The sequence below is a fragment of the Streptomyces sp. NPDC059247 genome (genome assembly GCF_042754005.1).
GTDB lineage: Bacteria > Actinomycetota > Actinomycetes > Streptomycetales > Streptomycetaceae > Streptomyces.
On sequence record NZ_JBHYZW010000003.1, the window covers coordinates 558,875 to 578,121 of the forward strand.

17 protein-coding genes, 1 other RNA gene and 3 pseudogenes are annotated in these 19,247 nt (G+C 73.9%); 11 read left to right on the forward strand and 10 right to left on the reverse strand.

The window, feature by feature from the left end; genetic code table 11:
• Positions 1–173: 173 nt before the first annotated feature.
• A complete protein-coding gene (locus ACFXGN_RS09505) occupies positions 174–497 on the reverse strand; it encodes a nuclear transport factor 2 family protein (RefSeq protein ID WP_384855645.1) in 324 nt (107 codons plus the stop codon).
• A gap of 382 nt (positions 498–879) precedes the next feature.
• On the opposite strand from ACFXGN_RS09505, the gene ACFXGN_RS09510 reads away from it, so the two are divergent.
• The gene (locus tag ACFXGN_RS09510) at positions 880–1,317 is read left to right on the forward strand and encodes a hypothetical protein (protein WP_384855648.1); all 438 of its coding nucleotides are present in this window, start codon (positions 880–882) and stop codon (positions 1,315–1,317) included.
• A gap of 168 nt (positions 1,318–1,485) precedes the next feature.
• On the opposite strand, the gene ACFXGN_RS09515 is transcribed toward ACFXGN_RS09510, so the two are convergent.
• Positions 1,486–1,947 (reverse strand): VOC family protein, encoded by a 462-nt coding sequence (locus tag ACFXGN_RS09515; protein ID WP_384855651.1) that lies wholly within the window; start codon positions 1,945–1,947, stop codon positions 1,486–1,488.
• Between the two features lie 144 nt (positions 1,948–2,091).
• Here ACFXGN_RS09515 and ACFXGN_RS09520 point away from each other — a divergent pair.
• From ACFXGN_RS09520 to ACFXGN_RS09535, 4 genes and pseudogenes are all read left to right on the forward strand, one after another.
• Positions 2,092–2,691 (forward strand): annotated as a pseudogene (locus ACFXGN_RS09520) (helix-turn-helix transcriptional regulator); the annotation flags it as partial.
• 219 nt (positions 2,692–2,910) lie between these two features.
• A pseudogene (locus ACFXGN_RS09525) lies at positions 2,911–3,348 on the forward strand (helix-turn-helix transcriptional regulator); the annotation flags it as partial.
• 69 nt (positions 3,349–3,417) lie between these two features.
• Positions 3,418–3,939 (forward strand): DUF1203 domain-containing protein, encoded by a 522-nt coding sequence (locus tag ACFXGN_RS09530; RefSeq protein WP_384855937.1) that lies wholly within the window; start codon positions 3,418–3,420, stop codon positions 3,937–3,939.
• Between the two features lie 300 nt (positions 3,940–4,239).
• Positions 4,240–4,899, forward strand: coding sequence for a hypothetical protein (locus ACFXGN_RS09535; protein WP_384855654.1), 660 nt, complete (start codon positions 4,240–4,242; stop codon positions 4,897–4,899).
• A 642-nt stretch (positions 4,900–5,541) separates the two neighbouring features.
• Here the strand turns inward: ACFXGN_RS09535 and ACFXGN_RS09540 are convergent.
• A complete protein-coding gene (locus ACFXGN_RS09540; protein ID WP_384855657.1) occupies positions 5,542–5,895 on the reverse strand; it encodes a hypothetical protein in 354 nt (117 codons plus the stop codon).
• Between the two features lie 460 nt (positions 5,896–6,355).
• Positions 6,356–6,754, reverse strand: an RNA gene (rnpB, locus tag ACFXGN_RS09545) — RNase P RNA component class A.
• 77 nt (positions 6,755–6,831) lie between these two features.
• On the opposite strand from rnpB, the gene ACFXGN_RS09550 reads away from it, so the two are divergent.
• Both ACFXGN_RS09550 and ACFXGN_RS09555 read left to right on the forward strand, forming a co-directional pair.
• Entirely contained in the window at positions 6,832–7,608 is a 777-nt protein-coding gene (locus ACFXGN_RS09550) for a MerR family transcriptional regulator (RefSeq protein WP_384855658.1), read from the forward strand.
• Positions 7,605–8,465: a hypothetical protein gene (locus tag ACFXGN_RS09555; RefSeq protein WP_384855661.1), complete on the forward strand. Its 861-nt coding sequence runs from the start codon at positions 7,605–7,607 to the stop codon at positions 8,463–8,465. Before ACFXGN_RS09550 ends, ACFXGN_RS09555 begins: the two co-directional genes overlap by 4 nt.
• On the opposite strand, the gene ACFXGN_RS09560 is transcribed toward ACFXGN_RS09555, so the two are convergent.
• Positions 8,410–9,852, reverse strand: a complete 1,443-nt coding sequence (locus ACFXGN_RS09560; protein WP_384855664.1) for an RNB domain-containing ribonuclease — start codon at positions 9,850–9,852, stop codon at positions 8,410–8,412. The genes ACFXGN_RS09555 and ACFXGN_RS09560 overlap by 56 nt on opposite strands.
• 223 nt (positions 9,853–10,075) lie before the next feature.
• Here ACFXGN_RS09560 and yaaA point away from each other — a divergent pair, with 223 nt between their 5' ends.
• Together yaaA and eda are read left to right on the forward strand one after the other, a co-directional pair.
• Positions 10,076–10,843 carry a peroxide stress protein YaaA gene (gene yaaA, locus ACFXGN_RS09565; RefSeq protein ID WP_384855666.1) on the forward strand — a complete coding sequence of 256 codons (768 nt, stop codon included), beginning with the start codon at positions 10,076–10,078 and terminating at the stop codon, positions 10,841–10,843.
• 625 nt (positions 10,844–11,468) lie between these two features.
• On the forward strand, positions 11,469–12,110 hold the full coding sequence (eda, locus tag ACFXGN_RS09570) for a bifunctional 4-hydroxy-2-oxoglutarate aldolase/2-dehydro-3-deoxy-phosphogluconate aldolase (protein WP_384855668.1): 642 nt from the start codon (positions 11,469–11,471) through the stop codon (positions 12,108–12,110).
• Between the two features lie 246 nt (positions 12,111–12,356).
• On the opposite strand, the gene ACFXGN_RS09575 is transcribed toward eda, so the two are convergent.
• The 5 genes and pseudogenes from ACFXGN_RS09575 to ACFXGN_RS09595 form a co-directional block, all read right to left on the reverse strand.
• Entirely contained in the window at positions 12,357–13,955 is a 1,599-nt protein-coding gene (locus ACFXGN_RS09575) for a histidine phosphatase family protein (RefSeq protein ID WP_384855938.1), read from the reverse strand.
• Between the two features lie 12 nt (positions 13,956–13,967).
• Positions 13,968–14,345 (reverse strand): annotated as a pseudogene (locus ACFXGN_RS09580) (reverse transcriptase-like protein); the annotation flags it as partial.
• A complete protein-coding gene (locus ACFXGN_RS09585; protein ID WP_384855941.1) occupies positions 14,345–15,088 on the reverse strand; it encodes a zinc ribbon domain-containing protein in 744 nt (247 codons plus the stop codon). The pseudogene ACFXGN_RS09580 and the gene ACFXGN_RS09585, both read right to left, overlap by 1 nt.
• Complete coding sequence (locus ACFXGN_RS09590; RefSeq protein ID WP_384855670.1) at positions 15,085–15,918, reverse strand: Nif3-like dinuclear metal center hexameric protein; 834 nt, start codon at positions 15,916–15,918, stop codon at positions 15,085–15,087. The genes ACFXGN_RS09585 and ACFXGN_RS09590 overlap by 4 nt, the downstream gene beginning before the upstream one ends.
• 660 nt (positions 15,919–16,578) lie before the next feature.
• Complete coding sequence (locus ACFXGN_RS09595; protein ID WP_384855673.1) at positions 16,579–17,616, reverse strand: ABC transporter substrate-binding protein; 1,038 nt, start codon at positions 17,614–17,616, stop codon at positions 16,579–16,581.
• A gap of 263 nt (positions 17,617–17,879) precedes the next feature.
• Between ACFXGN_RS09595 and ACFXGN_RS09600 the strand changes: the two genes are divergently transcribed.
• Both ACFXGN_RS09600 and ACFXGN_RS09605 read left to right on the forward strand, forming a co-directional pair.
• Complete coding sequence (locus ACFXGN_RS09600) at positions 17,880–19,055, forward strand: hypothetical protein (RefSeq protein WP_384855677.1); 1,176 nt, start codon at positions 17,880–17,882, stop codon at positions 19,053–19,055.
• 50 nt (positions 19,056–19,105) lie between these two features.
• Positions 19,106–19,240, forward strand: a complete 135-nt coding sequence (locus tag ACFXGN_RS09605) for a hypothetical protein (protein ID WP_384855678.1) — start codon at positions 19,106–19,108, stop codon at positions 19,238–19,240.
• Positions 19,241–19,247 lie beyond the last annotated feature (7 nt).

The following is a 19,247-nucleotide window of genomic DNA, read 5'->3' on the forward strand; positions in this document are numbered from 1 at the left end:
CCGGGGCGGGGTCGTCGGGGTGGGGCCCACACCGGGGCGGGCGCTTCGGGTCCTCGCACCGGGCCGGGGGCTCGGGTACGGCATCCGGGGTCTGGCGCGCCCGGCCCTCCGCTCCCCCGGGGCACCGCTCCCGGCCGTCGGGTCCCGGTCCGTCGCCGAGTCCCGGTCCGTCGTCAGGCCTGGCCCGTCTCGAAGCGGGCGACGGCGCCGTCGGTGACGGTGAAGCGCCAGTTGGTCCGCATCTCGCCCCAGGTGTCGTTGCGGTAGAGGGCGACGAGTTCCAGGCCGCCGTCCGCCTCGGACTCGATCTCCATGTGCCCGCCCGAGGAGAACACCTCCCGCTCCGTCCACTCCGCCAGGTCCCGCTCGGACCCGTCGTCGGACATGGTCGCGCCGGGCGCCAGGGCGCTCCGGAAGGCCGCGCGGCCGTTGGCGTTGAGGGCCGTGACGAAGGCGCGTACGGCGGGATCGCTGAGCCGGTCCACGGAGATGGTCATGCCCCAGCCGTACACCGCCCCGGACCCCGGACGCGCGACACGCGCCGAGGGGGCCCGGCGGGCTGCCCCGGATGACCGACACCGGCGGCGGTACGGGCATCGACCGGGTGACGGAGAGCCGGGCGAGGAGGACGAACCCGGCCCGCCTCCAACAGCGTTCACCGGCTCCCGGGGGTGCGGGGGAGGGTAAGGGGGTGCGGGGGATACGGGGGTACGGGGGCGGCATCCCCCCTTCCCGGTGCTGCCGCACGGCGCGTGGCGCCGTCCCCTCTCCGGCGACTTCTCAGCGCCACACAGCCTATGACCTGTGTGTTCACCAGCCCTTCAGCGGGCCCTTGCGGGCAGGGTGCGGGTATCGGCCCCGTGGATCCCAGGAGGAGAGATGCCGAAGCCCGGCAAGATCGTCAAGCTGTACGCGAAGGGCGCCCCGGTCGGGGTGGACGGCGAGGCCCTCATCGCCTGCCCCGACGATCCGTCCCGTGCGGTGGAGTGGCTGGTCACCGCGGAGGACGGCGGTTTCCGCCTCACCGCGAAGGGCACGGAGGGCACCGTCGTCGCGGAGGGCACCGAACGCGCGCCCGTCGCCGTCCGTCCCGACGACTCCCCCGCCTCGGTCTGGCGCATCCAGCGGGTGGACGCCGAGGGCGGCGCCACCACGATCACCTCGCTGGACGGTCTGCGGGACGGGACGTACACGATCGACCAGAACGGTCTGGCCCTCGGCCGCGACCTGTTCGAGGACCGGACCGCGCTGCCCAAGCGGATCTTCGTCCGCACGGACGACCGCGACGCCCGGTGGACGGTCGAGGTCCTGGCCTGAGGGAAGCCCGTAGGGGCGTGCGGAGAGCCGTAGGGGTTGCTGGGACCCGTAGGGGACGGGGAGCCCGTAGGGGCTGCGGGACCCCGTAAGGGGCAGGGCACCCCGTAAGGGACGGCGGCCCCTTGAGGGACAGGAAGTCCTGAGCGGTACGGAGGCTCCGAAGCGACCTCAGTCGAGGCAGAACTCGTTGCCCTCGGGGTCGGCCATCACCAGAAATCCGGCACTCATCGGGGGCGCGGGATCGAAGCGGCGCACCCGGGTGGCGCCCAGCGCGACGAGCCTCTCGGACTCGGTCTCCAGGGCGGCCATCCGCTCCTCCCCGGTGAGCCCGGGGGCCGCGCGGACGTCGAGGTGGACGCGGTTCTTGGCGACCTTGTCCTCCGGAACCTGCTGGAAGAACACCCGGGGGCCGTGCCCGTCCGGGTCCTCGATGGCGGACCGGGTGTTGCGCTGGTCCTCCGGGACGCCGATCCGGGCGAGGAAGTCGTCCCAGGCGGCCAGCGGGTCGGCGCCCTCGGGCAGGTCCACCCCGGGCGGTCCGGGGTGTGCGTAACCGAGCGCGTCACGCCAGAAGGAGGACAGTGCCCGGGGGTCGTGGGCGTCGAAGGTGACCTGGAAAGCGCGGCTCATCGGGGGGCTCCGTTCAGGGCGGGCGGGTACGGGGAGGGGCGGCGGGCGGCCCCTGAGGGGGTCGGCCCGTGTCCCTGACCTCACCCTGACAGGGAAGGCGGACAGAAACGGTCCGCCTTCCCGCGTCTCTGGCAGAGTGCGCCCATGGGCGGAACGGGCGACGGCGGACGGGGCACGACCGAACGGGTGCTCACCCTCCTCGGGCTGTTCCAGGGGCGCCGGACGTGGTCGGGCCCCGAACTCGCCGACCGGCTCGGGGTGACGCCCCGCACGGTCCGGCGCGATGTCGAACGGCTCAGGACCCTCGGGTACCCGGTGCACTCGGGTCAGGGCGTCGGCGGCGGCTACCGGCTGGCCCCGGGGCAGGACCTGCCGCCGCTGCTCCTCGACGACGAGGAGGCGATCGCCACCACCGTGGCCCTCCTCGCGGGTACCGCCGCCGGGAACGGCGAGGCGGCGCTGCGGGCGGTGACCAAGCTGGACCGGGTGCTTCCGGCCCGGCTGCGGCACGAGGTACGGGCCCTGTCCGGCGCGGTGGAGTTCTTCGGCACCGGCCGCACCCCGATCGCCCCGGAAACCCTGGTGACCCTGGCCGGGGCGTGCCGCGACGAGGTGGAGGCGACCTTCGCCTACCCCGTAAGGACCGGCGCCGGAGCCGTAGGGGACGAGGCCGGGCCCGTAGGGGCGAGCGACCGGACCGCACGGACCGGGCCGGGGGCACGGACCGGGCCGGAGGCACGGACCGGCGAGGAGGCACAGACCGGGAAGGTGGCACAGACCGGGAAGGTGGCACGGGACAAGCCGGGAGCACCTGACCGGACCGGAATGCCGGACCAAGCCGGAGCACCGGGCAGGGCCGGAATGCCGGACCGAGCCGGAGTGCCGGACCGGCCCGGGGACCAGGACCGGACGGGTGTCTCAGACCGGCCCGGGGTCTCGGACCGGCCCGGGGTCTCGGAGTGGCGGCGGGTGGAGCCCTACCGGCTGGTCGCGTCGGAGCGGCGCTGGTACCTGCTGGCGTACGACCTCGACCGCGACGACTGGCGCACCTTCCGCGTCGACCGGATGACCGGTGTGTCGGCCCGGACCTGGCGGTTCCGTCCGCGCGCGGTGCCGGACGCGGCGGCGTACGTGCGGGAGGGGGTGGCGAGCCGCGTCTACCCGCACCAGGCGCGCTTCCTGGTGCGCGCGTCGGCGGAGACGGTGCACGGGCAGGTCCCGGCGTCGACGGCCGTCGTGCGCGAGCGGGCGGACAGGTGGTGCGAGGTGGAGAGCGGGGCGGCGGGCCTGGACCGTGTCCTCCTCCATGTCCTGCTGCTCGGACACGACTTCGAGGTGCTGGACCCGCCGGGACTCCGCGAGCGCGCCCGGGTCCTGGCGGAACGGCTGCGCGCGGCGGGAGGACGGCGGCCGGAGCGCGAGGTCCGAATCACGCCAGCGGACGGAGCGGCACGGCGGGAACCTGAGGGCATGAGCACCGAGACCGCACCCCTGACCACCCCGTACGCGGCCCGCCCGATCCCGGCCGGAACCCTCGCCGGACTACGGACGTCCGACGACGCGGGGCGGGCCTGCGCACCGTACACCGCGCCCGAGGGCGGGGAGCCGCTGCGCTGCTGCCTGCGGCGCGCGGAGCGGGGCGAGCGGATCGCGCTCGTCTCGTACGCCCCGCTGCGCCGCTGGGCGGCGGAGACGGGCGCGGAACCGGGGGCGTACGACGAGCAGGGCCCGGTCTTCGTCCACGCGGCCCCCTGCGAGGGCCCGCGCCCCTCGGAGACGTACCCCTTCGCCCACGCGGGCGCCCTCCGCGCCCTCCGCCGCTACGACCACCGGGGCCACATCCTCGGCGGCCGACTGGTCCACCTCCCGGACGACACCACGAAGGCCCTGGACGAAGCCCTCACGGAAGCCTTCGAGAACCCGGAGACGACCCTGGTCCACGTAAGGGCGGTGGAACACGGCTGCTTCCTCTTCGAGATACGCCGCCCCTGACGCGAGCCGAGTACGAGACCGGGCCGTTTCCTCCCGAGCTTCGGAGTGCTCCCTCGCGAAACCGGAAGAAAGAACTCCTTGGTATCGGCGGTGAAGCCGACCTGACGAACTCACCGGCCGCCCCACCACTTCGCACGACGTTTTACCCCGATACGGACCGAGAAATCTCGTCGCGCCGCACAGCAACCTCAAATCCGCCTCAGAGTGTCCCCGTTCCCCTTATCCCGCGACTCAACCGGGGTAGGTTTCCCTTGACAGGCCGCACCGACCGCGCGGCCTTCAAAAAAGGGGGACTGATCCATGCGCATCACTTTCCGAAGGGCGCTGATATTGCCTGCCGTCACCATGGTGGTTCTCGGCGGAACAAGCACTGCCGCGCTCGCCGGGACCACCGATCCGGCGCCGGTCGAGGAAGGTGTTCTCCAGCCCGGTCCTCCGCCGGAGGAAGACGAGAGCGGCTTCGCTCCGACGCCGCTGGAGGAAGCGGAACCGCCCTCGGCTCCGGGCGGCCCTTCCGGGATGCCCGCCGCCGAGTACTGCCCGCCGAAGAACGTCTACAAGCCGACCTCCAACCAGGGGAAGAAGCACGCGGCCCTCGGCGTCACGCAGTCCAACTACAACGGCACGAGCAGGACGATGCGCAGTTGGTTCAAGGCGGAGGTGGGCGGTGAGGTCAAGCTGACCCACAGCGGCGAACTCAAGGCCTCCGCCAATGTCGTCGTGGCGGAACTGGAGCTGAAATACGGCGTGGACCTCTCTGTTGCCATCACTGCCAAGATGGGCAATGACGTGCAGATCGACACTCCACCGAAGAAGACGACCTACGCCAAGTACGGGGTGTGGCGACTTCAGAACACCGGCACCAGCTACACCATTTACAGCAACTGCCGGACATCGGCCAAGAGCACGGTGACCACCCTGACGCCCTGGTACGTCGGGTGGAACATATGGGAGAGCTGACAATGACGCACCAGCGCCGCCGCGCCCCACGCCTGGTGGGAGCCGGACTCGTCGTTTCCGCGGTGCTCATGACCGTCGGCTGCTCCCCCGGACAAGAAGGCGATCCCGGGCGTTCCACCCCATCCGGGGCGTCGGCCCCCACCGCGACCAAGGTTTCGGAGACACCTTCCCGGGGTTCGGTCGAGGTGGCCCCGAAGCTCCCCGACGGTACCGTCATCGCCGCAGTGGCGAACGTGCGGGGGAACAGAGAAGTGCCTCTCTCCGGGGGAGTGCGCAAGGGACCTCTCGGAATCATGGTGTCCTGCATGGGGAAAGGAACCATCAAGGTCACTTTCGAGCCTTCCGGACTCGCTTTTCCCCTGGAATGCGGAGCGGACGAGGTCAGTACCACGTACAACCAGATCGACCTCAAGCACGAGCGTTCCTCAGCCCACGTCCAAGTAGACGCCCCTACAACGGTGCGGTGGGCGATGACCGTCGGACAGTGAGCAGTCCGAGAAAGGCGCGCTCCCGGCATGTCCTGCACCGGAATCCGGTCGGATTCCGGTGCAGGACCTTTTCCGGACACCGCTCAGAAAGGCGGGGCGACAAACAGGCCGGACGGTACACCGCACCGCTACTGAGGCGCCGCCGTTCCGATGGTCAGACGGTCCGCTCGACGCGTTCGAAGATGTCCGCGTCCGTCTCCCGCTGCCAGAGCGGCAGGTCGGACCAGTCGGCGACGTATCCGGGCTTCGGGTCCTCGAAGTGCCTGAACATCTGGGCGGTCCAGCAGATGGCGACGAAGCGGCCCTTCTGCTCTCGGGTGAGCCGGGCCGCGCGCCCGCCGCTGACCTCGATGAAGTCGCGCACCTGCCCGTACACGGCGGCGGCGGCTTCGCGCTCCCACGCGGGCGTCTCGTCCCACGGCGTGACGTAGCCGGGCTTGGGCTCGCCGGGATGGTGCTTGTTCACGCCGTCGATCCACGCCTCGCGGAAGATCCGGCCGTCACTCATGCGCGTGTCCCTCTCGTCATGCGGTGCGCGGAAGCGCCGCGATTCGGTGATCCAGGGTCGAGACTCGGTGATCGGACATGAGCGGGGCAAGACGCCCCCGAAGCCCGTCGAGCTTCTTGCCGATGAATCCCGAATTCGACCGGTCGGCCAGTCCGAGTGCCTGTTCCGCGTATGCACGACCTGGTCGCTGTCCCGCCTGTGCGCCCCGAGCACGGCGAGATCGCTCACAGCCGCGTACGCCTGCGCCTGGACGGCCGCGACCCAGTTGACGGGTGGAGAGAGCGCCGTCGCCCCTCCGGGCGATGCGGAAAGCCGCCGCAGGGGTTGGGCAGCGTGCGCGCGGCGCGCGTACAGCTCGACGTACGCGTGGCGGGTCATGGCACAGGCCGTCCATAGGCGTAGGCCACGTCGGCGGCCAGAGCGCTTGAGCCGCGATATCGCAGGCCAGAGGCCTGAGCGGCAGACGAGTCGGGCTGTACGCCGGGTTCTGTTCCCCGGGACCTCGCGGTCGTCGGGGTGACGGCCATCCATCTAGGGCCGACGTTGCCGTCGGCCTCCTGCGGTCTACCCGCGGACTCGGGCGAGCAGCCCTCGGACATCCGCGCAGGGACACCGGAGTGTCCCCTCTTGACCTTGCTCCGAGTGGGGTTTACCTAGCCGCCTGAGTCACCTCAGGCGCTGGTGGTCTCTTACACCACCGTTTCACCCTTACCTGGGGCCGAAGCCCCCGGCGGTCTGTTTTCTGTGGCACTGTCCCGCGGGTCACCCCGGGTGGCCGTTAGCCACCACTCTGCTCTGTGGAGCCCGGACGTTCCTCGGGGAGATCCTGGGATCTCCACGCGGCCGCCCGCCCGGCTCGTCTGCCGTGCCGACCATGCTACCCGGCACACCGGCCTCGCTTGACCCTGCCGCAGCGTCAGGGTTTCTACTGGGGCCATGCGCATCGGCGAGATCGCCGCGCTGGTCGGGGTCACCCCCCGGGCCGTGCGGCACTACCACCAGTCCGGGCTGCTCCCCGAGCCCGCCCGGCTGGCCAACGGCTACCGGGACTACGGCGTCCGCGACGCCGTCCTGCTCGCCCGCGTCCGGCGGCTGACCGAGCTGGGCCTCGGCCTCGACGAGGTCCGGGCGGTCCTCGCCGACGACGAGGGGCGCGGACTCGTCGGCGTGCTCCAGGGGCTCGCCGACGACCTCGCCCGGCAGGAGACCGTCATCCGCCGCCGCCGCGAGCGCCTCGGCGTCCTCCTCGACGAGGCCCGCGCCGGGCGGCTGCCCGCCGACGGGCCCGTGTCGCCCGAGCTCGCCGCCCTGCTCGCCCATGCCGGCGAGCTGCCCGACTCCCCCATGGCCGCGAAGGACCGCGAGATCCTGGTCCTCCTCGACGCCGTCGTCCCCGAGGACGAGCGGGCCCGGCTGATGGCCCTCATGGAGGGCGCCGCCGAGCAGGCCCGTGAGGTGTACCCGCTGCTCGACGCCCTCGCCGACGCCGACCCCGACGACCCCCGGGTCGCGGAGGCCGCCCGGGTCCTCGCCGCCTGCCTCCCCGACGAGCTGGGGGTGGAGATCCCCGAGCCCCCCGGGCCCTCCGACCCCTACGGGTCGCCCGCCGGTTCCTTCACCGACGCGCTCTTCGAGGACCTCGCCCCCGCCCAGTCCGCCGCCGTGCGGCTCGCCGTCCGGCTGGTCGCCGAGCGCCGGGAGCCGCGCCGGTGACCGGCCGGGGGCCCCGGGCCCGTTCCGTCCGGTTCCTGCGGCCCTTCGCGTACGCCGTGCTTCCCTGCGAGGTCCTCCTCGTCGGCTGTCTCGTCGCGGGCGTCTCCGTGCCCCGCCCCCTGCTCCTCGGGGCCGAGCTGCTCGTCGTCGCGCTGCTGCTCGCCGAGGTCCTCTCCTGGCTGCGGCTGCGGCGGCGCGGGCTCGGGCGGCGGGAGGCCCTCGCCGAGCTGGTGCCCGAGCCGGTGCTGCGGCTCGTGGCGCACGAGCTGCGCCTCCTCGCCGGGCTCGGGCGCTGGGTGGCCCGCAGGCCGCACGGGGTGGCCGGGGCGGACGGGGTGTTCCCGCACGCGCGGGACCAGGCCGCCCTCATGTACGGCTTCGCGTTCGTGTGCGTCGTCGAGACCGTCGGCATGTCGTTCCTGCTCGCCCGCTGGCCCCTCGTCCACACCGTCGTCCTCGTCCTGGACGTCTACACCGTGCTCCTCGTCCTCGGGCTGCACGCCGCCTCCGCGACCCGGCCGCACACCCTGACCGGTGACGTCCTGCGGCTGCGGCAGGCCGCGCACGTCGACGTGTACGTCCCGCTGGACCGGATCGCCTCCGTCCACCACGAGCCGCTGTTCTCGCACGAGAAGGCCGACGGCGAACTGAACCTCGCCGTCGGCTCGCAGACCTCCGTCACCGTCCGGCTGACCGGACCGGTGGACGTGCCCCGGCTGTTCGGCGCGCCCCGGCCCGTACGGGTCCTCAGGGTGCACGCCGACGACCCGCGCGCCCTGTACGGGGCGCTCTCGGGGGCGCTCACGCGGGCGCGAACAGCACCTTCGCCGTCCCCGGGTCCGCCTCCGCGAGTCTGACCCGCAGCCACTCCCCCAGCGGCAGGCTGGACGTACCGCCCTCGATGCGGGCGACGACCGCCGGATCGTCCAGATGGACGGTGCCGACGGCCGGTTCGCGTTCCTTCACGTCGATCACGTACGCGTCGAAGATCTCGCCGACCCGCTCCCTGAGCAGTGCCGCCTCGACGATGTCGACGCTCTCCCGTTCGACGGTGTTCGCGCGGCGGGCGCCGGTGGCCATCTCGCCGGGGAGGGCGGGCAGCGCGGCCCGTACCCATGCGGGCGGTTCGTCGCCCGCGACAGCGGCGACACACAGCTCGCCCGCGTACCGGTCGACGAGCCTGCGCAGCGGCGCGGTGCAGTGGGTGTACTCGTCGGCGACGGCGGCGTGCACGGCGGGGGTGGGGACGCGGCCGTCGGTGAAGACGGTGTATCCGGCGCCGCGCAGCAGCGTGGTGCACTCCTGGAGGAAGGCGGCCTGCCGGGGGTCGGTGGGGTCGGCCGCGCGGACGACCTCGGCGTACGGGACGTGGTGCGGCCAGTCGACGCCGAGGGCCCGCGCGGAGCGGCGCAGCCGGGCGACGGCGCCGTCGGGGGCGGTGGGGAGGGTGCGCAGGATGCCGGTCCCTGCGGCGGTCATGAGGTCGGCGGCGGCCATGCCGGTGAGCAGGGAGATCTGCGCGTTCCAGCCGTCGGCGGGGAGCGGGGCCCGGTAGGCGAGGGTGTAGGTGTGGTCCCGCTCGACGATCTCCTGCTCGGGGACGTTGAGGGAGATCCCGCCGCGTTCCACTTCGAGCGCCTCGCGGAGGCGGCCGATGTCACGGAGCAGTGCTACGGGTTCCTCGGCGGTGCCGTTGTCGATCCTGCGCTGCACCTCCGCGTAGTCGAGTCTGGCGCGGCTGCGGACGAGGGCGCGGCGGACGTCGGTGGCGACGCGGCGGCCCTCGGCGTCGAGGTCGATCCGCCAGAGCAGGGCGGGGCGGGGTTCGCCGGGGAGGAGGCTCGCGACGCCCTCGGAGAGGACGGTGGGGTGGAGGGGGACCTTGCCGTCGGGGAAGTAGAGGGTGAGGACGCGGCGGTGCGCCTCGGCGTCCAGGGCCGAGCCGGGGGCGACGAACGCGGCGACATCGGCGATGGCGTAGTGGACGCGGTAGCCGCCGTCCGCCCGGCGGGCCAGGTGGACGGCCTGGTCGAGATCGGTCGAGGACGGTGGGTCGACGGTGAAGAACGGCAGGTCGGTGGCGTCGTGCGCGGGCAGCCGGGGCGCTTTCGCGGCGGCTTCGGCATCGGCGAGGACGGCGGGCGGGAAACTCCCGGGGATCCCCAGCTCGGTACGGAGTGCGCGCAGGGCGGCCCGCAGCGGAGCCTCGGCTGCGCCGGTCACGTGGATGTGGCGGCGGGGCATGGATCGAGCGTATGGGGAGGGGGGACGGGAGGCATCCCGTAGGGGAAGGGCGCGGGAGCCGAGCCCGTAGGGGAAGGGTGCGGGGGCTGGCCCCGTAGGGGAAGAGGCCGGGGCCCGAGCCCGTGGGGGAAGGGGCCCGGTGCGTTCGGGCGGGCGGCCCGTACCTCGTACGCTGGCTTCCGGGGCCGCACCCCCATCCCCGTACCGACGAAGGAGAACCACCGTGCTCGTGCTGTTGCCGCCCTCCGAGGGCAAGGCCTCCTCGGGGCGCGGGGCGCCGCTCAAGCCGGAGTCGCTGTCCCTGCCGGGGCTCGCGGAGGCGCGGGCCGCCGTCCTGGACGAGCTGGTCGAGCTGTGCGCGGCCGACGAGGAGAAGGCGCGCGAGACGCTCGGGCTGAGCGAGGGCCTGCGCGGCGAGGTCGCCAAGAACGTGGAGCTGCGGACGGCGGGCGCGCGGCCCGCCGGGGAGGTCTACACCGGCGTGCTGTACGACGCGCTGGGCCTGGCGACCCTGGACGCGGCGGCCCGGAAGCGGGCCGGACGGTCCCTGCTGGTGTTCTCGGGGCTGTGGGGCGCGGTGCGGGTGACAGACAGAATTCCTTCGTACCGCTGTTCGATGGGGGTCAAGCTGCCGGGGCTCGGCGCGCTGTCCGGGCACTGGCGGACGGCGATGGCGTCCGTACTGCCCGAGGCGGCCGGTACGGGCCTCGTCCTGGACCTGCGGTCGGCCGCGTACGCCTCGGCGTGGAAGCCGAAGGGCGAGGTGGCCGGGCGGACGGCGACGGTGCGGGTGCTGCACGCGCCGACCCGGAAGGTCGTCAGCCACTTCAACAAGGCGACGAAGGGGCGGATCGTGCGGAGCCTCCTGGAGGCCGGGGCGGAGCCCGCGTCGCCCGGTGAACTGGCGGGGACCCTGCGGGAGTTGGGGTACGTGGTGGAGGACGGCGGGAAGCCGGGGGCGCTGGACGTCCTGGTGGACGAGATCCACTGACGATCCTGACGAGCGGTTCGCCGTGACGGCCGCCGCCGGGCCGATGGATGGCCGGCTGGCCGATGGCCGGGCGGGCGGCGGTCGGGCGGTCCATGGACGGTCGGGCGGGCCGGTGCCGGACCCGTCGGGCGCCCGGTCCGCCGAGACCCTGCCCTCAGTGAGGCGACCCGCTCGGTCAGCGCCCGGTTCCGCCGCGATGCCCGGCCGTCCATGGCACCCGGTCCGCCGTGAGTCCGGCTCGGCCGATGCCGGGTCCACCGGGCGCCCGGCCCTCCATCCATGAGGCCTCCCGGTCACCGTGATGACCTGTCCGTCCATGGCCCCCGGTCCGTCCGACACCCGGGCCACCATGGCTGCCGACCCGGCCCGTACGGGTCCGCCAGGCGTCCGGCCCATGACGCCCGGCCCTGCCCTCCAGGGCGCTCGGTCTCCATGGCCCCGGTCGCCGTGATCACCCGTCCGTCCACAGCACGGCACCTGGCCTGGCCGCAGCCGGTCCGTCCGGCACTCGGTCTGCCGGGGCGCCGCGCGACCGTCCCTCCCTGCAGCCGACCGACCCTCACATTCGTTGCGCAGAACGCAATGCTCGTTGCGGGTGGCGCTCCGGGTGGGCAGGATGAGGGGCATGACGAGTGTGTTCGACCTTGCCCCGGAAGCCCCCGTCGTCCCCGTGGTCGTGATCGAGGACGCCGCCGACGCCGTGCCCCTCGCCCGCGCCCTGGTCGCGGGCGGCCTGCCGCTCGTCGAGGTCACCCTGCGCACCCCGGCAGCGCTCGACGCCGTACGGGCCATCGCCGCCGAGGTGCCGGACGCGGTCGTCGGCGCGGGCACGGTCGTCTCGGCCGCCGGGGTCGCGGACGCGGTGCGCGCCGGGGCCCGCTTCCTGGTCACCCCCGGGTGGACCGGGCGGCTGCTCGGCGCCCTGCGGGAGTCGGGGGTGCCGTTCCTGCCGGGCGTGTCGACGGTCTCCGAGGTCGTCGCGCTCCTTGAGGAGGGCGTGGAGGGGATGAAGTTCTTCCCCGCCGAAGCTGCGGGCGGCGTCCCGTACCTGAAGTCCCTCGCGGGACCGCTGCCCCAGGCACGGTTCTGCCCCACCGGCGGCATCTCCGCCGCCTCCGCCCCCGCCTATCTGGCCCTGCCGAACGTCGGCTGCGTCGGCGGTACGTGGATGCTGCCGCCCGACGCCCTCGCCGCCCGCGACTGGGCCCGGGTGGAGTCGCTGGCCCGTGAGGCGGCGGCGCTGCGGACGCGGCCCGTCGGCCCCTGAGGGGCTGGCCCTTAGGGGTCGGAGCCCGACCGTGACCCTTAGGGATCGGACGCCGTCCGTCGGCCCCTGAGGGGCGAGGGATACCGCGCTCAGGTGGTCCCGCCGTCACCGGGCGGTGGCCGAGGCACTGGTGGAACCCATCGATGGTGGAAGCGGCGCGGAACACAGCCGGGTCCTCAGTGAGTGCCGGGCATGAACGGCCGGGGCGGTACGGGGACGGGCCACCGCGCCGCCCCTTCGCGGGGGCTATCTCAGATGTGAGGTGTCGTTGAGGAGGCGGACGGAGGCGTTGCCGTCGCCGTAGTAGGCCACGGCGGAGATCGAGGCGGCCGACAGTTCCATCCGGAACAGCGACTCGGGCGGGGCGCCGAGCGCGAGCCTGACCAGGGTCTTGATCGGCGTCACATGGGTGACGAGGAGAACCGTGCGGCCCGCGTGGGCGGCGGTCAGCCGGTCCCGGGTCGCGGCGACCCGGCGGGCGACGGTCGCGAAGCTCTCGCCGCCGCCGGTCGGGGCGGCCTTCGGGGAGGCCAGCCAGGCGTCGAGGTCCTCCGGGTACCGCTCGCGGACCTCGCCGAACGTGAGGCCCTCCCAGGCACCGAAGTCGGTCTCGCGCAGGCCCTGCTCGACGCGGACGTCGAGCCCGAGCCGGGCGGCGACGGCGGCGGCGGTCTGGCGGCAGCGGGTGAGCGGCGAGCTGACGATCTCCTGGACGGTGCCGCGCGCGGCGAGGGCCGCCGCGACGGCCTCGGCCTGCCGGAGTCCGGCCGCCGACAGTTCCGGATCGGTGCCGCCGCTGCCCGAGAACCGCTTCTCGGGCGTGAGCGCGGTCTCACCGTGCCGCAGCAGTACGAAGGTGGCGGGGGCCCCCATGTCGGGCCCACCGGACCAGCCCTGCCGGGGCGCGGTCGCGGTCGCGGTCGGGGCGTTCACCGGCGGGGCCGGGGCGTCGGAAGTGGCGGAGGGGGTGCGGGGCGGGGCGTCGGCTACGGGGCCGTGGCCCGGGGCAGAGCCTGAGGCACCCAGGGCAGAGTCACCCGGGGCCGATGCGTCCCGTCCGGTCAGATCCCGCGCGGAGGCGTCCTCGTGCGCGCGGGGCGATGCCGGTACGGAGCCGGGCGCGGGCGCCGAGGCCGATGCGGGGGCCCGGCCGGACACGGAAGCTCCGCCCGCCGCGGTGAGCCCGCCCGGCTCAGGGGTCCCATCCGGCTCAGAGGTCCCGCCCGACGCGGTGAGCCCGCCCGGCTCAGGGGTCCCACCCAGCTCAGAGGTCCCGCCCGACGCGGTGAGCCCGCCCTGCTCAGGGGTCCCGCCCGACGCGGTGAGCCCACCCAGCTCAGGGGTCCCACCCGGCTCAGGGGTCCCATCCGGCTCAGGGGTCCCGCCCTGCTCAGAGATCCCGCCCGACGCGGGTCCCTGCAGCCGGGGCGACCGCGTTCCGGCGTGTGCGCGGGCCGCCGCGCCCGTTCGGGCCGCCGCGCCCGCCGCCGCCTCGAAGTCGCCCGAGTCCGGGAGCAGCGCGTCGGGGGCGAACAGACCGTCGTCCGGGGCGGTGGGCGCGGTGGAGGGCCAGGCCCCCGTACCCGTACGGGAGACGGGGGCGGGCCAGGCACCCGGAGCCGTGACCGGCGAGGTGTCCGTGCCCGTGCCCGTACGGGATGCGGGTCCCGGTCCTGACCCCGACCCTGATCCCGGTGTCGTGCCCGTCAGGGCCGCTCGGGCTCGGGCCGCGCCCGCCGCCTGGTCGCCGGGCGGGCCCGACGGGGGCGGGGCGGCGGCGTTGCGGGCGGCCTGGGCGTCGCTGGACGACGGGGTCCACCGCTCGCCGCGCTTGGCCGCGTCCATCGCCTCGTTCGCGAGCCGGTCCGCGTGCTTGTTGCGTTCGCGGGGGATCCACTCGTAGCGGACCCGGCCCGCCGGGAAGATCCGGCCCGCCTCGGCCGCCAGCGGCTTCATGTCCGGGTGCTTGATCTTCCATCGGCCGGACATCTGCTCGACGACCAGCTTGGAGTCCATCCGGACGTGCACGTCGGCGTCCGGGAACAGTTCCCTGGCCGCCTTCAGACCCGCGATCAGGCCCTTGTACTCGGCGACGTTGTTCGTCGCCACGCCGATGTGCTCGGCCGTCTCCGCGAGCGTCTCGCCCGTGGCCGGGTCGAGGACGACGGCCCCGTAACCGGCGGGCCCGGGATTGCCCCGGGAGCCGCCGTCCGCCTCGACCACGAGCGCGCGCATTACAGGCCGGACTCCGAGGTGCGGACGAGGATGCGGCGGCAGTTCTCGCAGCGCAGGACCGTGTCCTTGGCGGCGGCGCGGACCTCGTTCAGCTCGGTGATGTTGAGCTCGATGTGGCAGCCCTCGCACTTGCGCTGGTAGAGCCGGGCGGCGCCGATGCCGCCCTGCTGCTCGCGCAGCTTCTCGTACAGCTTGATGAGGTCGGCGGGGACGGCGCCCGCGACGACCGCGCGCTCCTTGGTGACGCCCTCGGCCTCGGTGTCCAGCTGGGTCTGGGCGGCGTCGCGGCGGGCGGTGGCGTCGTCCGTCTTCGCCTGGACGGCGGAGAGCCGGTCGGTCAGCTCGGCGATGCGCTCCTGGACGGACTCGCGGCGCTCCATGACCTCAAGGACGATCTCCTCCAGGTCGCCCTGGCGCTTGGCGAGCGACACGATCTCGCGCTGGAGGCTCTCCAGGTCCTTCGGGGAGGACACGGCGCCGGAGTCCAGTCGCTGCTGGTCGCGGGCGGCGCGCTGACGGACCTGGTCGACGTCCTGCTCGGCCTTGGTCTGCTCGCGGCCGCAGTCGCTCTCCTGGGTCTGCGCGGCGACGAGCAGGTCGCGCAGCTGGGTGAGGTCCTTGGTCAGCGACTCGATCTCGGCGTGCTCGGGCAGCGAGCGGCGCTTGTGGGCGAGCTGCTGGAGGCGGACGTCCAGGGCCTGGACGTCGAGGAGGCGGATCTGGTCGGCGGGCGCGGCGTTCAGTTGGGGGCTCCAGGGGAGGTGTGGTGGGAGGACCAGGGGTCGGTGACCGTCTTCGAGACGTGCACGCGGAGGTCCCAGCCGTGGCGGTCGGAGATCTCGTCGAGCTGGGCTGCCGCCTGCTCGCACCAGGGCCATTCGGTGGCCCAGTGGGCGGCGTCGACCAGTCCGAGCGGGCCGGAGGAGGTGTGCGCGGTCTGGGTGGCCTCGGAGACGGGGTGGTGGCGCAGGTCCGCGGTGAGGAAGGCGTCCACGCCCGCGGCCCGTACGGCGTCGAAGAGGCTGTCGCCGGAGCCGCCGCTGACGGCGACCCGGCGCACGGTCATGGCGGGGTCGCCCGCGACCCGGATGCCCTGCGCGGTGGCGGGCAGCCGCTTCGCCGCGCGGGCGGCGAACTCGGCGAGGGTCTCGGGGTGGTCGAGCTCGCAGATCCGGCCGAGGTTGTTCTCGGGGACGAGCGGGCCGGTGACCCGCAGGTCGAGGGCTCCGGCGAGGGCGTCGGAGACGCCGGGGTCGGCGGTGTCGGCGTTGGTGTGGGCGACGTGCAGGGCGATGTCGTGCTTGATCAGGGTGTGCACGACCCGGCCCTTGAAGTGGCCGGCCGCGACGGTCGTCGTACCGCGCAGATAGAGCGGGTGGTGGGTGACGACCAGGTCGGCGCCGAGGGCGATCGCCTCGTCGGCGATCTCCTGGACGGGGTCCACGGCGAAGAGGACACGGGTGACCTCGGCGTCGGGGTCGCCGCAGACGGTGCCGACGGCGTCCCACGATTCGGCCCGCTCGGGCGGCCAGAGGGCGTCGAGCGCGGCGATGACTTCAGACAGACGGGGCACGGGGAAAGGCTACCTGTCTCCTCTTTCCGCCCGCACCGGTGCGGGTCCCGCCTGGCGGCGGGGGTCTTCCGGGGCCGGGCCGTCAGGCGCCAGGGGCGCGGTGCCGGACGGCTCCTCCCGGGGCCGGGAGCCGCCGCCGGACGCGTCCCTGGCGCCGGTACGGGTCTCCCGTAGGGGGCCCGTACCAGCCGTAGAGGCTCAGCACCCGTAGGGGTTTGGCATCCGTAGGGGCTCAGCACCCGCAGGAGTCCGGCACCCGTAGGGGCCGAGCAACCCGTAGGGGTCCGGCCCGCCCCGGCGCCTGGAAGGCCCCTGCCCGCCCCGGCCCGTAAGGAGTCTCCCTGATGCCGCACGCACCCGGGAGGGCCCCGATCCGGGAGACCCCCGACCCGGGAGACCCCCGACCCGGGAGACCCCCGACCCGGGAGACCTCCGGTCCGGGGAGGCCCCCGGTCCGGGGAGGCCCTCACCCGAGAGGCCCGACCGGGGAGACCCCCGACCCGGGGACGCCCGGCGGCGCCGCGCGGGTCACACCGTGACGGGGCCGGGCCGCGCCCCGAAGACCCGACGAAGACCCGACGAAGACCGCCGAAGACCCGAGCCGCCGGGGAAGGCCCACGGCCTTCCCCGGCGGCTCGGGGTCTCCCGCTTCCCCCGCTCCTACTTCTTCACCAGGTCCGCGCGCAGGTCGTCCAGGACGCTGTTCGCGGCGGTCACGCCGAGGCCCAGGTACCAGGTCTCGTCCGGGACGTCCTTGGCCTGGCCCGCCTTCACGGCCTTGAGGTTCTTCCAGAGCGGGTTGGTCTGGGCGGTGTCCTTCTTGGTGGCCTTGGCGTCGCCGTAGACACCGGTGAAGATCCAGTCGGCGTCGGCCTCGTCGATCTTCTCCGGGCTGATCTCGGCCGCCAGCTCGTCGATCCGCTGGTTCGCGGGCCGGGGCAGACCGGTGTCCTCCAGGATCGTGCCGATGAAGGACGCCTTCGCGTAGAGGCGGATCTTGCCGGGGAGGTAGCGGACCATGGAGACGGTCGGCTTGTTCGGGCCGATGTCGGTGCCCAGCTGCTTCGCCTTGGTCTCGTACGCGGCGAGCTTGCCCTTCGCCTCGGCGGTCTTGTCCAGCGCGGCGGCGTTGAGCAGGTAGTTCTCCTTCCAGGTGAAGCCCGGACGGATGGAGAACACGGTCGGCGCGATCTTCGACAGTTCGTCGTACTTGTCGGCGGCGCGGAGCTGGCTGCCGAGGATGAGGTCGGGCTGGAGGTTGGCGATGGCCTCCAGGTTGAGGTTGTTGATGGTGCCGACGGACTTCGGGCTCCCGGCGTCCTTCGCGAGGTAGCCGGGGATGCCCTCGTCGCCCTCGGCGGGGGCGTAGCCGACGGGCTGGAGGCCGAGGGAGACCACGTTGTCGAACTCGCCGACGTCGAGGACGACGACCCGCTTGGGGGCCGCCTTCAGCTCGGTCGTGCCGAGGGCGTGGGTGAGGGTGCGCGGGAACTGTCCGGCCGCCGCGTCGGTGCCCATGGCGGCGGTCTTCGCGGCGGCGTCGCCGAAGTCCTTGCCGCCGGTGGCGACGTCCTTCTTCTTGGTCGCGTCGGGCTTCTCGGCGGCGGCGTCGCCCCCGTCACCCCCTCCGCAGGCCGCGAGGGAGAGCGCGGCGGCGAAGGCGACGACGGTGGCGGTGCCTCGGCGGCGGAAGGACATGATGAGGGCTCCTGTACGGGTCCTGGCGGGGATGCGGGCGCGACCTCGTGGCAGTCGGCGGGCCCCGGCGCGTACGGACCGGGCGGAGCCGCAGACTCCGTTTAGGTTCGCCTTACCTTACTCACCGCGGCTCACTCCAGCACAAGTGCCCCCCTCGGCTCAGCCGAACCACCCCAGAGCCACCCTTATGTGTGAAGTGACCCGTCTCGTGTTGTTCGGTTGGAAGTGCGAAAACTAGCTTCGTCGCCGGAGGTGACGAGTCGATGACAGCCTGTGCCATCGAGACCACGGTCCAGAACGGCGACCACCACGGGGTACGTCCCGGGGACGCCGGCCGGCCGACGGGGTTCACGATCACGGCGAACGGCGCGTACGCGGCCAGGCTCGCGAGCGCCGGGGACGCCCTGTACGCGGAGCGGTGGACGCTCGACGGGCCGGAGCCGTACGCCGTGCCGCTGCCCCTCGCGCAGCCGGAGGAGCCGGGCACCCCGGTGCTGCCGCTCGCGGACGGGCGGGTGCTGGTCGCCCGCCGGGTGGACGGGCGGCGGAACACGTTCTCGCTGCTCTACCCCACCGGCCCCGCCACCGGCGAGCTGCGGCTCGGCTCGGTCGACGCGCCCGGTTCCGAACGGCTGGCGCTGCTGCCGCCCGCGCCGGACGGCGTCCGCGCGTACGCGATGTGCGTCGGCCCGGAGACGACCACGCTGTGGCTGGTCACCGGCGGCACCTTCGGGCCCGAGCGGGTGGCGGAGGTCCCGGGGCGGTGCTCGGGCGGGGTGTGGCTGGACCGCACGGGCCGGATACTGGCGCTCGACCGGCGGCTCGACGGCGGTCCGGTGAAGACGGTCGTGGTGGACCTGGAGCGGGGCGGCGAGGTGACGCCGCTGCTCCAGATCACCGAGGGGAGCGACGACCGGCTGCTCCTCGCGGACCCGGACAGCGGGCTGCTCCTGATCCGTTCGGACGCGCCCTCGCCCGGCCGGGACCGGCTCGGCTGGGGGGTGCTCGGGAGCCTGCTGCCGGTGCGCTTCCCGGAGTGCCTGCGGATGGACGACGCGGTGGTGACGCCGTTCGCGGTGCAGCCGGGGCAGGCGCTGGTGCCGGAGAGCTGCGGGGTGGCGCTGCGGATCGACGGGGCGGGCGGGAGCTGGGTGGGGACCTGGCAGCCCGCGTCCCGGCGGATGGGGCAACTGGCCGCCCCCGTGGGCTGGCTGCCCGGTACGGGCCTGTGGACGCCGGAGGGCGTGCTGCGGCTGCCGTACGCCACGCCGGGGACGTCGTGCGGTCTCGTGGACGTGGAGGCACCGCCGGAACCCCCGCCCGGCGCCGGGCCGGGGCAGGGAGCCGGGGCGGCGGGGACGGCGGCGGAGGAGCCCCGGGTGTGCCGTCCGGTGCCGCTCCAGCAGGCACCGCTCACGGACCGCAGGCCGGCTGGCTAGAATCGCGGGCTGCACCAGCACGACCGATGTCAAACGGGGTGAGTTCGACCATGTCGGAGAACAGCACGGACGGTCAGGAGCCGAACGGCTCGGGCAAGCACCGCGGGGACGCCGCGCCGCCGGAGGACTCCGCGTCCTCCCCGCACGGCCGTCACCGCCGCGAGCCCGAACCGCAGTCACACTGACCGCGTT